This is a genomic window from Citrobacter sp. Igbk 16 (genome assembly GCF_028069755.1).
Lineage (GTDB): Bacteria > Pseudomonadota > Gammaproteobacteria > Enterobacterales > Enterobacteriaceae > Citrobacter.
Window position 1 is genome coordinate 258,359 of sequence record NZ_JANEWJ010000002.1, and the last position, 14,804, is coordinate 273,162.

The 14,804-nt window shown below is 53.9% G+C and carries 13 protein-coding genes; 7 read left to right on the top strand and 6 right to left on the bottom strand.

Going from position 1 to position 14,804, the window contains the following annotated elements; genetic code table 11:
* Positions 1-133: 133 nt before the first annotated feature.
* The 5 genes from selB to NNO03_RS02890 all read right to left on the bottom strand — a co-directional run bounded on the left by selB (position 134) and on the right by NNO03_RS02890 (position 5,676).
* On the bottom strand, positions 134-1,981 hold the full coding sequence (gene selB / locus NNO03_RS02870; RefSeq protein WP_271448752.1) for a selenocysteine-specific translation elongation factor: 1,848 nt from the start codon (positions 1,979-1,981) through the stop codon (positions 134-136).
* Positions 1,978-3,369, bottom strand: coding sequence for an L-seryl-tRNA(Sec) selenium transferase (gene selA, locus NNO03_RS02875; RefSeq protein WP_271448753.1), 1,392 nt, complete (start codon positions 3,367-3,369; stop codon positions 1,978-1,980). Before selA ends, selB begins: the two co-directional genes overlap by 4 nt.
* Positions 3,370-3,467: 98 nt before the next feature.
* Positions 3,468-4,076: a glutathione S-transferase gene (locus NNO03_RS02880; RefSeq protein ID WP_271448754.1), complete on the bottom strand. Its 609-nt coding sequence runs from the start codon at positions 4,074-4,076 to the stop codon at positions 3,468-3,470.
* Between the two features lie 98 nt (positions 4,077-4,174).
* Positions 4,175-5,311 (bottom strand): HlyD family secretion protein, encoded by a 1,137-nt coding sequence (locus tag NNO03_RS02885; protein ID WP_137382079.1) that lies wholly within the window; start codon positions 5,309-5,311, stop codon positions 4,175-4,177.
* A gap of 2 nt (positions 5,312-5,313) precedes the next feature.
* Positions 5,314-5,676: a DUF3302 domain-containing protein gene (locus NNO03_RS02890; RefSeq protein ID WP_271448755.1), complete on the bottom strand. Its 363-nt coding sequence runs from the start codon at positions 5,674-5,676 to the stop codon at positions 5,314-5,316.
* 530 nt (positions 5,677-6,206) lie between these two features.
* Between NNO03_RS02890 and mtlA the strand changes: the two genes are divergently transcribed.
* The 3 genes from mtlA to mtlR all read left to right on the top strand — a co-directional run bounded on the left by mtlA (position 6,207) and on the right by mtlR (position 9,994).
* Positions 6,207-8,120 (top strand): PTS mannitol transporter subunit IICBA, encoded by a 1,914-nt coding sequence (gene mtlA / locus NNO03_RS02895; protein WP_202037423.1) that lies wholly within the window; start codon positions 6,207-6,209, stop codon positions 8,118-8,120.
* A 138-nt stretch (positions 8,121-8,258) separates the two neighbouring features.
* The gene (gene mtlD, locus NNO03_RS02900) at positions 8,259-9,407 is read left to right on the top strand and encodes a mannitol-1-phosphate 5-dehydrogenase (RefSeq protein WP_271448756.1); all 1,149 of its coding nucleotides are present in this window, start codon (positions 8,259-8,261) and stop codon (positions 9,405-9,407) included.
* Positions 9,404-9,994, top strand: a complete 591-nt coding sequence (gene mtlR, locus NNO03_RS02905; RefSeq protein ID WP_271440361.1) for a mannitol operon repressor MtlR — start codon at positions 9,404-9,406, stop codon at positions 9,992-9,994. Before mtlD ends, mtlR begins: the two co-directional genes overlap by 4 nt.
* Positions 9,995-10,005: 11 nt before the next feature.
* On the opposite strand, the gene NNO03_RS02910 is transcribed toward mtlR, so the two are convergent.
* On the bottom strand, positions 10,006-10,212 hold the full coding sequence (locus tag NNO03_RS02910) for a hypothetical protein (protein ID WP_137382084.1): 207 nt from the start codon (positions 10,210-10,212) through the stop codon (positions 10,006-10,008).
* Between the two features lie 292 nt (positions 10,213-10,504).
* Here NNO03_RS02910 and NNO03_RS02915 point away from each other — a divergent pair, with 292 nt between their 5' ends.
* The 4 genes from NNO03_RS02915 to lldD all read left to right on the top strand — a co-directional run bounded on the left by NNO03_RS02915 (position 10,505) and on the right by lldD (position 14,745).
* Entirely contained in the window at positions 10,505-10,867 is a 363-nt protein-coding gene (locus NNO03_RS02915) for a YibL family ribosome-associated protein (RefSeq protein ID WP_271448757.1), read from the top strand.
* A 262-nt stretch (positions 10,868-11,129) separates the two neighbouring features.
* The gene (lldP, locus tag NNO03_RS02920) at positions 11,130-12,785 is read left to right on the top strand and encodes an L-lactate permease (RefSeq protein ID WP_271448758.1); all 1,656 of its coding nucleotides are present in this window, start codon (positions 11,130-11,132) and stop codon (positions 12,783-12,785) included.
* Positions 12,782-13,558: a transcriptional regulator LldR gene (gene lldR / locus NNO03_RS02925; RefSeq protein ID WP_271448759.1), complete on the top strand. Its 777-nt coding sequence runs from the start codon at positions 12,782-12,784 to the stop codon at positions 13,556-13,558. Before lldP ends, lldR begins: the two co-directional genes overlap by 4 nt.
* Positions 13,555-14,745: an FMN-dependent L-lactate dehydrogenase LldD gene (gene lldD, locus NNO03_RS02930; protein WP_271448760.1), complete on the top strand. Its 1,191-nt coding sequence runs from the start codon at positions 13,555-13,557 to the stop codon at positions 14,743-14,745. Before lldR ends, lldD begins: the two co-directional genes overlap by 4 nt.
* Positions 14,746-14,804: the final 59 nt, after the last annotated feature.

A 14,804-nucleotide genomic window follows, 5' to 3' on the forward strand; every position in this document is an offset into this window, starting at 1 on the left:
CAACAAAATATGATCGTGATTGTTATTTTAATAACATCAGAGATTAAAAAGCACATTAGGTTCATAATCCAATGTGCTTATTTAAATCAATATTTATTTTGTATTAATTCATTCTATTCCTGAATTAATTGTTTCATTCCTTTTCAGGAAACAGTAATGCATCGCGTAATAAATGATCATTTCCCCGACGACGAGTAAAGCCGATACGGTCAAAATATTCCAGAATCTGGATAGCCAGTTTGCGTCCGACATTGAGCCTGTCGCGGAAATCGGCAGCGCAGGTCGACCCTCTCTCCTGATCCAGTTCGCGGATCAGATTCGCGAAGGCCACAATCCGATCGTTACGGTAATAACGATCTTTGACGATCGCCGTAATAATGCCCTGTTGCGCCGCCTGCCGTAGCGCCAGACGCATCGCCTGCTCGTCCGTAGCCGTGGTTTTCGCCAGATCGCGCACCCACCACGGCTCATCACCAAACAGAGGCTCTACTTTTTGCCAGATAGCCAACTGCTCATCGCTGAAACCGGCCTTATGATCCGGCAAATGCAGCCAGCCATGATGGCTATGAATCGCGCCGTTATCGCGCATCTTTTCAATCAGCAGCAGGACCAGCGCTTCATCTTCCATTGGCAGGGCCATACGACGCAGGCGTTCACGTCCAGGTCCTGGCTCATCACGATGTTGCTCATGGTAGGTCGCCAGCGTATCCAGAATCTTACGTTGCCAGCGTGCAGCAACGGGCGCATTCAACAGACTATACCCGGCGCGAATAAATCCATGTTGCTCAATCAACGGACGCATGCCGTCGCCATTGAGCTGGCGTGCCCACGCGAAATCGGGAATGTTCACCGCGCCGCGCGTCAGATGCAATGCCAGCGCTTCACCGTCATTCTGCGCACTTTCCAGCGCCGACAGCCACTGTAAATACTCCGGCTTACGCTTCCCACGACGCGGCGGATTCAGCGTCACGACACGTGCGCCTGCCAGCGTCGTACGGGCAGAAATATCACGCAGCACCAGCCTGTCGTTATCGGCCAGCCACAGCGGTGTATCAAACACCAGTTCCGCCAGCGTCCCTTCGAGCAGTGAGATGCGCCCGGTCACATGGCTGGCTGCGTGGTGGATATGTAGCGGCTGCCACTGCATCAGGGGGGCCGAGTGTTCTAAAGAGACAATGACGCGTGAGAAGGCCTCCGGCGGCGCATCAGCAAGCAGCCAGTCGCCACGGTTAATCTCTTCTTTTTGCGCATCACCGGCAATGTTCAGCGCAATTCGCTGCCCGGCATGAGCGTGTTCGGTCGGCTGGTTTTGCGCATGCAGGCTACGTACGCGCATCGGTTTGTTAACCCCGGTCAGCCACAGCGCATCCCCGACGTTCACTTCTCCGCTGAGCGCTGTTCCGGTTACGACCAGACCAGCGCCTTTTACCGTGAAAGCGCGGTCAATTGCCAGGCGGAAGGTGTGATCGCGGGCCAGCTCACGCGGCGTCAACTGCAGCAAGTGGTCACGCAGCGCTTCGATACCACGGCCTTCATTGGCGGCAGTCACGAACAGTATCGCATCGGCAAAACCATAGTTACCCAGCGTGGTTTGCACCTCGGCACGTACTTCGTCAATGCGTGCTTCATCGACGCGATCGGCTTTTGTGAGCGCCACGGTAAGTTGTGGGCTGCCTGTCAGTTGCAGGATTTGCAAGTGTTCACGCGTTTGCGCCATCACGCCATCATCACAGGCCACCACCAGCAGCGCGTGGTCGATACCACCGACACCCGCCAGCATGTTGGACAGAAACTTTTCGTGGCCAGGGACATCGATAAATCCCAGTACCCGCCCATCCGGCTGCGGCCAGTAGGCATAGCCGAGGTCGATAGTCATGCCGCGCTTTTTTTCTTCCGGCAGTCGATCGGCATTCACGCCGGTAATCGCCTGTAATAACGTTGTTTTTCCGTGGTCAACGTGTCCGGCGGTTGCAATAATCATTTCAGCATCATCTCCATAAACCGGGTCTCGTCTTCAAGGCAGCGCAGATCCAGCCACAAGCGACCATCATAAATTCGCCCAATGACCGGCACGGGCAGCTGACGCCAGCGGGCGGCCAGCGCTTCGAGGCGGCTTCCACGCCCGTCATGCGGGGTAAAGGTTAATGCCGCGCTCGGCAGCCTATCAACCGGTAACGAGCCGCTGCCAATCTGCGACAGGCAAGGCATGACATTCAACGCAAACTCGGCACCATAATGTTCTGTCAGTTGTGCCTGTAATCGTAGCGCCTGCTCGTGGATCGCCTCTTTCGTGCGGGTGAGCTGGCGTAGCGTTGGCAATTTCTCCGCCAGCGCTTCTGGGTGCAGATAGAGCCGCAGCGTTGCTTCCAGCGCTGCCAGCGTCATTTTATCAGCCCGTAACGCACGTTTCAGTGGGTGTCGTTGTAAGCGGGCGATCATCTCTTTTTTACCCACAATAATGCCAGCCTGCGGCCCGCCCAACAGCTTGTCACCAGAGAAACTCACCAGGCTCACACCTGCGGCAATGAGCTGCTGCGGCATCGGTTCCTGCGGCAAACCATACTGACTGAGATCGACCAGCGAGCCGCTACCCAGATCCGCCACTACCGGCACATCCAGCTCCTGACCAATGGCAGCCAGCTCAGCTTCATCCACCGACTTCGTAAAGCCTTCGATGCTGTAATTACTGGTATGCACTTTCATCAGCAAACCAGTGTTTTCATTCACCGCCTGACGGTAATCTTTCGCATGGGTGCGGTTGGTGGTGCCAACCTCGCGCAGCATACATCCAGCCTGAGACATCACATCGGGAATACGAAACGCGCCGCCAATTTCTACCAGCTCGCCGCGTGATACCACCACCTCTTTGCCCGCCGCGGTGGCCGCCAGCATCAGCAGAACCGCAGCGGCATTATTATTGACGATACAGGCGTCTTCCGCGCCGGTCAGACGGCAGAGTAAATCCGCCAACGCACGGTCGCGATGCCCACGCCCGGCGTCATCCAGGCTGTATTCCAACGTCACCGGCGTACGCATCGCCTGCACCACCGCAGCAATCGCTTCTTCGGCCTGCGACGCGCGACCAAGGTTGGTGTGCAGCACAGTCCCCGTCAGATTAATCACCGGGCGCAGTGCACTTTGCGATTCTCGTTCCAGCCGGGAGCTAGCTTCTTGCGCCCAGTCTTCCCCCCATGCTGGAAGCGCCTGCGTGTCGCGAATCGCCTCTCTGGCTTCATCGAGCATATGACGCAGCAGGTCCACCACGCGGGTATGACCGTGGGACTCACGTAAGACCTGGAAGGCGCTATCGCGCAGTAAACGATCGATAGCAGGAAGCTGGCTGTAGAGTGAACGCATGTCGGTTGTCATGAAAGGGCCTGGCTGTTGGTGGCCCTCTCCACCGTGGAGAGGGATATCGATATGCAGAGGATTGTACCGTGACTTTACTCAGGCGGACATAATACGCATCAAGCCTTTGGCGGTTCCGTGCGGGTGAAGCTTTCTCGTTGAAAGAGTGTTTCCACCAGTTTGACCAGACGTGGTCGGTCAACACACCAGCCAGGTGCAACCCGACGAAAATTGAGATAGCCCACGGCACAGGCAATCGCAATCGTTGCCAGATTAACCGTATCCGTTTTCAGCGTACCATCCGCCAGATAACCTTCCAGCACATCCAGGCTGCGGGTAATTTTTTCGCGCTGGCGTAGCAATTCAGTTTCTGACTGCTGCGCAGCGGGGCGCGCCTGCTCACGTACCGACACCAACCCGGCATCCATGATACCGTCCGCCAGTGCTTCCAGTTGACGTACTTTCAGTGCCGCCAACGGCTCACGCGGAAGCATAGCGGGTGCAATATCCAACAGCTCTATATATTCAGCAATGATCGGTGAATCAAACCAGTACTCTCCCTCATCGGTGACCAGTGCGGGCACTTTGCCTAACGGGTTATATCGCGCCACGCCGTTTTCCGCGTTATAGGGGAGTTCATTAACGAATTCGAAGGTGATGCCCTTTTCCAGCAACAGAATAGAAATTTTACGCACAAAAGGGCTGGTATAGCTGCCAATGAGTTTCATGCCGTGTCCTTTTTGCCAACAAAAAAGCGATGTCCAACGAATATCTGGACACCGCTTAGTATGGCTCAGGCCACGACAAATGGCAGGTGATGCTGGTCTCAATGATCTAAATAAAGATAATGCATCCAACTGGTCATACGCAGCAGCACTTTACGCATCACCGAGACGTGGGCGAAATGGTCGGAATAGACAGCCACCTGTGCGTAGATCCCATCAGGTAAAGCATCCACATCAGCATTTGGTTCCAGTTCAATCGTCGCCAGTACACCATCCGTTCCCGGAACAACGGTTAAGGACTGCAATGCCCCCTGCGCCTGATAAGACCCTCCCGGCACAACCGGCAGGATGCTGGTCAGCTTACCGGTGAATACCTGACCCGGCAGCGCGTTAAACACCACCTCCGCTTCATCACCCGGCTCCAGACGGAGCAGAGAGTTCTGGCGGAACTGCGCCACAATTTGCCGTTTCTGTTCAGGTATAAATACCATTACGGGTCGCAGCGGTAGCGCAGCAGCATAGGTCCCCGGTCGGATGAGCAACTGCGTCACGTAACCGTTGCTGGGCGCCCGCACCACGGTCTGATCCAGATTGTATTTCGCCTCTGTCAGTTGCGCGCGCAGGCTAACAACCTGTGATTGCTCACCGTTGACCATGCTGTCTAACTGGCTTTGAATTTGCGATTGTTCAGCGACCGACGCTTTGACCAGCGCATCCTGTGCCAGGTAGTTCTGGCGTGCATTATCGATATCGCTTTCAGAGAATGGATTGACTCGCGCCTGGCTGCCTTTCAGGTAGCGCTGATAATCTTTGTACAGACGGTCACGTTCGGCTGAAACACGCGTGGTATTGGCCTGCGCCTCTGACAATTGCGCTTTTAAGGTCTCAATATTATGCGTTGCCGTCACCAGATCGGCCTGTAGCCTGTCGACCCGCGCCTGATAACGTACCGGATCGAGCTTAAAAAGCACTTCGCCTTTTTTAATCAGTTGGTTATTTTTATCGGTTACCTCACTCACAATTCCCGTGACCTGCGGGGTAATAGGAATTGAAATAACGGCTTTTTGCGCGGTAAACGTATAGGGGTGGTTATAATTCATTAATAAGATGAGCCCCGCCACAATAAACACCCCGCCTAATGCGGCAGTCGCCAGTGTCCATTGGTTTACCGGAATACGGAATATCTTGAAGATGGCCCAGGCAAACGCCACGTAGGTCAGAACAATCAACAAATCCATGATTAAATCTCCGGGAAAGTGGAGTCATCAGTTTTTTTCTCCCCAGCCAGCCTTTGTTCCAACTGGGTAATGCGCGCGGCCAGCGCGGCAATTTCAGGGTCTTGTTCCTTTCCGGTCGGCGCGACATGTGACTGCATCCCCCAGCCCTTTTCAGGCTGGTAGAGCGTGGCCCAGATCCACAGGAACGGCCAAATAACATGCAGCGTAAACAGGCTTACCCACCCAGCGGTATGAATGGCTTCCGCATGCGGGTGGTTACGCTTTTTAGCCATGTTGTAGGGAATGTCATGGATGGCAATGATTCCGTAAAACAGAACCAGAAAAACGAAGATCAGCACGCCTAATGCGAAATAATTTAGAAACATACCTGCCTCGAATTCACGCTAATTAGAGTTTTTTTGTGCCGGCAGCCGTATGCTTCCTGGCTGATATTTTGAACATAACTGGAGATCGGGGTTTTCGCCATACCACAAAATAAATATTTTTTCTGGTGAGAAATTGCTCTCTTGTGCGAAAAAAAGTGCCAGGGTAGAAGCTGTTGAAGATCACATCCAGGGAATCTGCAATGAAAATACTTTGCGATCTACTTCACAAAAATCCAACAAACAGTGAATTACAAAACGTGAACCAATTCACATTTAATCGCCATTTTTAGCAAATTACTGGGTGCCGATGTTTTTTTGTACCGACATTTTGTGACTTAAATCACATTAACTAACGCCACACACCCTATATTTACGTGACACAAGTCACATAAAAGGCCATCGACTGGACAGTTGAACGATTCAGTGCCAGATTTCGCAGTATCTACAGGGTCCGGCTACCTCCTGCCGCTACATTAACAAACCTCGGGCTTTCAGCCTGCGCGATAGCAAACATAAGAAGGGGTGTTTTTATGTCATCCGATATTAAGATCAAGGTGCAAAGCTTTGGTCGATTCCTCAGCAACATGGTGATGCCAAATATCGGCGCGTTTATCGCGTGGGGTATTATCACCGCATTATTCATTCCGACAGGGTGGTTGCCGAACGAAACGCTGGCGAAGCTGGTCGGCCCGATGATCACCTATCTGCTGCCGCTGCTGATCGGTTATACCGGTGGTAAGCTGGTAGGCGGCGAACGCGGCGGCGTAGTGGGTGCGATTACCACCATGGGCGTGATCGTCGGTGCTGATATGCCGATGTTCCTCGGTGCGATGATTGCAGGCCCGCTGGGCGGTTGGGCAATCAAACATTTCGACGGCTGGGTAGACGGTAAGATCAAATCCGGTTTTGAGATGCTGGTGAATAACTTCTCCGCTGGCATCATCGGTATGATCCTCGCCATTCTGGCCTTCCTCGGCATTGGCCCATTGGTTGAAGCCCTGTCCAAAATTCTGGCGGCCGGCGTTAACTTCATGGTTGTCCATGACATGCTGCCGCTGGCGTCTATCTTCGTTGAACCGGCGAAAATCCTGTTCCTCAACAACGCCATCAACCACGGTATTTTCTCACCGCTGGGCATTCAGCAGTCCCATGAGATGGGTAAATCCATCTTCTTCCTGATTGAAGCAAACCCAGGCCCGGGTATGGGTGTTCTGCTGGCGTACATGTTCTTCGGTCGCGGTAGCGCTAAACAGTCTGCGGGCGGTGCGGCTATCATCCACTTCCTGGGTGGTATCCACGAAATTTACTTCCCATACGTGCTGATGAACCCACGCCTGATCCTGGCCGTTATCCTCGGCGGTATGACTGGTGTATTCACCCTGACAATCCTGAACGGTGGTCTGGTGTCTCCGGCTTCTCCGGGTTCAATCCTGGCCGTGCTGGCAATGACGCCGAAAGGGGCTTACTTCGCTAACATCGCGGCAATCTGTGCGGCAATGGCGGTCTCTTTTGTGGTCTCGGCGATTCTGCTGAAAACCAGCAAAGTGAAAGAAGAAGATGATATTGATGCGGCAACCCGTCGTATGCAGGACATGAAAGCAGAATCTAAAGGCGCTTCTCCGCTGTCTGCTGGCGATGTCACCAACGACCTGAGCCACGTGCGTAAAATCATCGTCGCCTGTGATGCTGGCATGGGTTCCAGTGCTATGGGTGCAGGCGTACTGCGTAAGAAAGTACAGGATGCCGGTCTGTCGCAGATTTCCGTTACCAACAGCGCAATTAACAATCTGCCGCCGGATGTGGATCTGGTTATTACTCACCGTGATCTGACCGAACGTGCGATGCGCCAGGTTCCGCAGGCTCAGCACATTTCGCTGACCAACTTCCTCGACAGCGGCCTTTACACCAGCCTGACTGAGCGTCTGGTCGCGGCGCAACGCCACAACGTCAACGAAGAAAAAGTACGCGATCACCTGAAAGACAGCTTTGATGAAGGTGATAACAACCTGTTCAAACTGGGTGCGGAGAACATCTTCCTTGGCCGTAAAGCCACCAACAAAGAAGAAGCCATTCTGTTTGCTGGTGAGCAACTGGTGAAAGGCGGCTACGTTGAGCCGGAATACGTCCAGGCAATGCTGGACCGCGAAAAACTGACCTCTACCTACCTGGGTGAGTCCATTGCGGTACCGCACGGCACCATCGAAGCGAAAGATCGCGTGCTGAAAACGGGTATCGTATTCTGCCAGTACCCGGAAGGTGTGCGCTTCGGTGAAGAAGAAGATGATATTGCCCGCCTGGTCATTGGTATCGCTGCGCGTAACAATGAGCATATCCAGGTGATCACCAGCCTGACCAACGCGCTGGATGATGAATCTGTCATCGAACGGCTGGCCCATACCACCAGCGTGGATGAAGTTCTGGAACTGCTGGCAGGTCGTAAGTAAGCGTTATTGCCCGGTGGCGCTCACGCTTACCGGGCCTACAAAATCCTCTCCGCAAAGGAGAGGGTTAGGTTGAGGGGAAATCTATGCGGTCCCTCACCCCAGCCCTCTTGGGTAAAAACATTAATGAAGGTTAATACTATGAAAGCATTACATTTTGGCGCAGGTAATATCGGTCGTGGCTTTATCGGCAAACTGCTGGCTGACGCGGGGATACAACTCACCTTTGCGGATGTAAATCAGGTAGTCCTTGATGCCCTGAATGCCCGTCATAGCTATCAGGTTCATGTGGTAGGTGAAAACGAGCAGGTCGATACTGTTTCAGGCGTCAACGCCGTTAGCAGCATCGGTGATGATGTCGTCGACCTGATTGCCCACGTTGATTTAATCACCACGGCTGTGGGTCCGGTTGTGCTTGAGCGTATCGCACCGGCCATCGCCAAAGGGCTGGTCAAACGCAAAGCTCAGGGCATCACCACTCCGCTGAATATCATCGCCTGTGAAAACATGGTGCGCGGAACCACACAGTTGAAAGGCCACGTGATGAACGCACTGGCAGATGAAGACAAAGCCTGGGTTGAAGAACATGTTGGCTTTGTCGATTCCGCCGTGGATCGCATCGTGCCGCCATCTGCTTCTGCGACCCACGATCCGCTGGAAGTGACCGTGGAAACCTTCAGTGAGTGGATTGTCGACCAAACGCAGTTCAAAGGCGAATTGCCAAACATCCCAGGAATGGAATTAACTGATAACCTGATGGCATTTGTCGAACGTAAACTCTTCACGCTGAACACCGGGCATGCTATAACCGCGTACCTCGGAAAATTGACCGGTCATCAGACCATCCGTGACGCGATTCTAGACGAGAAAATCCGCGCAGTGGTAAAAGGTGCAATGGAAGAGAGCGGCGCGGTACTGATCAAACGCTATGGCTTTGATGCAGCAAAACATGCGGCATACATTCAGAAAATCCTCGGTCGTTTTGAAAACCCGTACCTGAAAGATGACGTTGAGCGCGTGGGCCGTCAGCCGCTGCGTAAACTAAGCTCAGGCGACCGTCTGATTAAACCCCTGCTGGGCACGCTGGAATATGGTCTGCCGCACGTTAATCTGGTTCAGGGTATTGCCGCTGCGATGCATTATCGCAGTGCAGAAGATCCGCAGGCGCAGGAACTGGCTGCACTGATTGACGAAAAAGGCCCACAGGCCGCGCTGGCGCAAGTGTCCGGACTGGATGCCAACAGTGATGTGGTTGCGGAGGCGGTTAACGCATATAACGCAACCAAATGATACAGAATACGGCGCAGGTCATCCTGCGCCGACATGACAGATTGTCAGATATGCAGGCAATAATGGAACAAACACAGGCCTTTGAAAATCGTGTGCTTGAGCGTCTGAATGCTGGCAAAACCGTACGCAGCTTCCTCATCACCGCCGTAGAATTACTCACCGAGGCGGTGAATATCCTGGTGCTTCAGGTATTTCGCAAAGACGACTATGCGGTGAAATATGCCGTAGAACCGTTACTCGACGGCGATGGCCCGCTGGGCGATCTTTCGGTTCGTTTGAAGCTCATCTACGGCCTGGGCGTACTCAGTCGTCCGGAATATGAAGATGCGGAACTGTTGATGGCACTGCGTGAAGAGTTAAATCACGACGGCAATGAATATGCGTTCACCGATGACGAAATTCTTGGGCCATTTGGTGAGCTGCACTGTGTGACGGCGCTCCCGCCACCACCACAGTTTGATACCTCAGACTCGGGTCTGCACGCCATGCAAATCCAGCGTTACCAGCAAATGGTACGCTCCACGATGGTGCTTTCCCTGACCGAGCTGATTTCTAAAATCAGCTTAAAAAAAGCCTTTCAAAAATAAAGCGGTGCGCTTTACTTCTCTTCCTGCTGTGGCCGGTACAGCTGTCGATAGTACGCCAGGCGTTGCAGATACAGCTCGGCATTCTCTTGCGGCACTTCAGAAGGGACAACGTTGCGCGGCGGTGTTTTATTCAAATACTCGCGGAAAGCCTGGCTTGAAGCCATAAAATCGATAGTTTTATCAATAAGAATAGAAACGTTCTCACCTATTTTCGCCATGATGACCAATCCTCCATGTATTCTCCGCGTACGGCCTACGCGGTCGATGATTTAAGTTTAGGATCAGGTGGGCGATTATATTGAGGAAAACGTGCTTCACTATAAACCCGCAAATAAAAAGCACCATCGTTGATCTTATCACTTAAAATTCCATATTAATCAAAACACTAGCATTATCATTAGCGGAGTAATACTTGCGGTATTTGATTATTTATCTTCGATTAGTTGTGAATAATCCCGCTCTGCGCGCATACTATAGGATATTCATCCTATTTTTATCAGAAGCTATCCTATGAAAGAAGTCGAAAAAAACGAAATTAAACGTCTCAGCGATCGCCTGGACGCTATCCGCCACCAGCAGGCTGACCTGTCTCTGGTTGAAGCCGCCGACAAATATGCCGAGCTGGAAAAAGAGAAAGAAACGCTGGAAACCGAGATTGCGCGTCTGCGTGAAGTGCATGGTCAGAAGCTGAGCAAAGAAGCACAAAAGCTCTCTAAGCTCCCCTTCCGCCGCGCCATCACCAAAAAAGAACAAGCAGACATGGGTAAGCTGAAGAAAAGCGTGCGCGGCCTGGTAGTCGTACACCCGATGACCGAACTGGGTCGTGAAATGGGCCTGAAAGAGATGACCGGCTTCGCGAAGAGCGAGTTCTAATCGCCTGCCGGGCAGCTTCCGCTTGCCCGGCCCTGTACTTCCCCCGCTAATTGGCCCTACCAATTATCACCAGATCCGAATACCCCCTCACATTTCGTTAAAATTAGCCTACAATACCGTTGCCAATAAATAACATCTGGTTAACCATTCGTTGTCATTATCCCTACACAACAATATTGGCAGGGCCACTTTTACACATAATGTGACGAAGAGATGAGCAAAGACTCATTCCATTATGTTGAAGGCCCTCAGGAGACCTGCAATGAATCTCTGGCAACAGAACTACGATCCGGCCGGTAACATCTGGCTTTCCAGCCTGATAGCATCGCTACCTATCCTGTTCTTTTTCTTCGCGCTGATTAAGCTCAAACTGAAAGGTTATGTTGCGGCTTCATGGACGGTCGTGATTGCCCTGTCGGTTGCCCTGTTGTTCTACAAAATGCCGGTCGATCACGCCCTGGCCTCCGTGGTATACGGCTTCTTCTATGGTCTGTGGCCGATAGCCTGGATCATCATCGCCGCGGTGTTTGTCTATAAAATCTCGGTTAAAACCGGGCAGTTCGACATCATCCGGTCATCAATACTCTCCATTACCCCCGACCAGCGTCTGCAAATGCTGATTGTCGGTTTCTCCTTTGGGGCATTCCTCGAAGGGGCTGCGGGCTTTGGTGCACCGGTGGCGATAACCGCCGCACTGCTGGTGGGTCTTGGTTTTAACCCGCTGTACGCAGCAGGCTTGTGCCTGATCGTGAATACCGCGCCGGTCGCCTTTGGCGCGATGGGTATTCCGATTCTGGTTGCCGGTCAGGTTACCGGACTGGACAGCTTCGAGATTGGCCAGATGGTTGGCCGCCAACTGCCGTTCCTGACGATTATCGTACTGTTCTGGATTATGGCGATTATGGATGGCTGGCGCGGCGTGAAAGAAACCTGGCCTGCGGTAATGGTCGCTGGCGGTTCGTTCGCTATCGCCCAGTATCTCAGCTCGAACTTTATCGGGCCAGAACTGCCGGACATCATCTCTTCTCTGGTTTCGCTGGTGTGTCTGACGCTGTTCCTGAAGCGCTGGCAGCCGGTACGCATCTTCCGTTTTGGCGATATGGGCGCTTCGCAGGTCGATATGGACCTGTCGCGCACCCGCTACACCGCCGGGCAAATTATCCGCGCCTGGTCTCCGTTCCTGTTCCTGACAGCCACCGTCACGCTGTGGAGCGTACCGCCGTTTAAAGCGCTGTTTGCACCTGGCGGGGCGATGTACCACTGGGTCGTCAACATTCCGGTTCCGTTCCTCGACAAGCTGGTAGCCCGTATGCCGCCGGTCGTACACGAAGCCACAGCGTATGCCGCAGTGTACAAATTTGACTGGTTCTCAGCGACCGGTACCGCCATTCTTTTTGCCGCCCTGCTGTCTATCGCCTGGCTGAAGATGAAGCCCTCTGCCGCTCTACAGACCTTTGGCAGCACGCTGAAAGATCTGGCGCTGCCGATCTACTCCATCGGGATGGTGCTGGCATTCGCATTTATCTCTAACTACTCCGGGCTTTCATCAACCCTGGCATTGGCTTTGGCGCACACGGGCAGCGCGTTCACTTTCTTCTCGCCGTTCCTCGGCTGGCTGGGGGTGTTCCTGACGGGCTCTGATACCTCGTCAAACGCCTTGTTCGCCGCGCTACAGGCAACGGCGGCGCAGCAAATCGGTGTTTCTGACGTACTGATGGTAGCGGCAAATACCACTGGCGGCGTAACCGGCAAGATGATCTCTCCGCAGTCTATCGCCATCGCCTGTGCGGCTGTGGGACTGGTTGGCAAAGAATCTGATCTGTTCCGCTTCACCGTCAAACACAGCCTGATTTTCACCTGCATGGTGGGGGTGATCACCACCCTGCAGGCCTATGTCTTAACCTGGATGATTCCATGATAGTGATGCCCAGACGCCTGTCCGACGAGGTCGCATCTCGTGTGCGGGCGCTGATTGAAGAACAACAGCTGGAAGCGGGCATGAAGTTGCCCGCTGAGCGCCAGTTGGCCGTACAACTGGGCGTATCACGTAACTCGCTGCGCGAGGCGTTAGCAAAGCTGGTTAGTGAAGGCGTACTGATTAGCCGCCGTGGCGGTGGGACGTTTGTTCGCTGGCAGCATGAAGCCTGGTCTGAACAGAACATCGTTCAGCCGCTGAAAACGCTGATGGCAGACGATCCCGATTACAGTTTCGATATTCTGGAAGCCCGTCACGCCATCGAAGCCAGTACCGCCTGGCACGCAGCCATGCGGGCCACCAGCGCCGACAAAGAGAAGATCAGACTCTGTTTCGACGCCACGCAAAGCGAAGACCCCGATCTCGCCTCGCAGGCAGACGTGCGCTTTCACCTCGCCATTGCCGAAGCGTCGCACAACGTGGTGCTGCTACAAACTATGCGCGGTTTCTTCGACGTCCTGCAGTCTTCGGTAAAACAGAGCCGCCAACGTATGTATCTGGTACCACCCGTCTTTTCACAGTTGACGGAGCAACATCAGGCCGTACTGGATGCCATCGTTGCCGGGGATGCCGACGGCGCACGGAAGGCCATGATGGCACACCTTAGTTTCGTCCACACCACGATTAAACGATTTGATGAAGACCAGGCCCGCCAGGCGCGTATCACCCGCCTGCCCGGTGACCCTGGTGAGATTAGCCGGGAGAACAACACATGATTATTTCAGCCGCCAGCGACTATCGCGCCGCAGCCCAACGTATTTTGCCCCCTTTCTTGTTCCACTACATTGATGGCGGCGCGTATGCCGAGCGCACTCTGCGCCGTAACGTCGAAGACCTGTCGGAAGTGGCGCTGCGCCAGCGTGTGCTGAAGAATATGTCCGACCTGAGTCTGGAAACCACCCTGTTCAACGAAAAATTGTCGATGCCGGTGGCATTAGCCCCGGTCGGTTTGTGTGGCATGTATGCGCGTAGGGGTGAAGTTCAGGCCGCCGCCGCCGCCGACGCCAAAGGTATTCCATTTACGCTTTCTACGGTTTCCGTCTGCCCGATTGAAGAAGTCGCCCCGACCATCAAACGCCCAATGTGGTTCCAGCTGTACGTCCTTCGCGATCGCGGCTTTATGCGTAATGCACTGGAGCGCGCCAAAGCGGCAGGCTGCTCCACGCTGGTCTTTACTGTCGATATGCCCACGCCTGGCGCCCGCTATCGTGATGCCCATTCCGGTATGAGCGGCCCGAATGCGGCGCTGCGCCGTTACTGGCAAGCGGTCACCCATCCACAGTGGGCATGGGACGTTGGTCTGAATGGTCGTCCGCATGATTTAGGCAATATTTCGACTTATCTTGGAAAACCTACCGGCCTTGAGGATTACATCGGCTGGCTGGCAAATAACTTCGATCCGTCTATTTCCTGGAAAGACCTCGAGTGGATCCGCGAATTCTGGGAGGGTCCGATGGTGATCAAAGGGATCCTCGATCCGGAGGATGCCCGCGACGCCGTACGCTTTGGCGCAGATGGCATCGTCGTTTCTAACCACGGTGGCCGCCAGTTGGATGGTGTACTGTCTTCTGCTCGTGCGCTGCCCGCCATTGCCGATGCGGTAAAAGGCGATATCACCATTCTGGCAGACAGCGGGATCCGTAACGGTCTGGACGTTGTGCGCATGATTGCGCTGGGCGCGGATAGCGTGCTGCTGGGGCGTGCTTACCTGTACGCGTTGGCGACACACGGACAGGCTGGTGTGGCGAATCTGCTGAACCTGATCGAAAAAGAGATGAAAGTGGCAATGACGCTGACTGGCGCGAAATCGATTAGCGAAATCAGCCGCGATTCTCTGGTGCAGGAGCTGGGTAAGAGCCTGCCTGCTGCATTAGCTCCTCTGGCTCAGGGTAGCGCTGCGTAGCACTCTCTCCCGTAAATTGCGTTTTCTGCATGGTCGGCCTGTTTTCAGCCCGACCATTT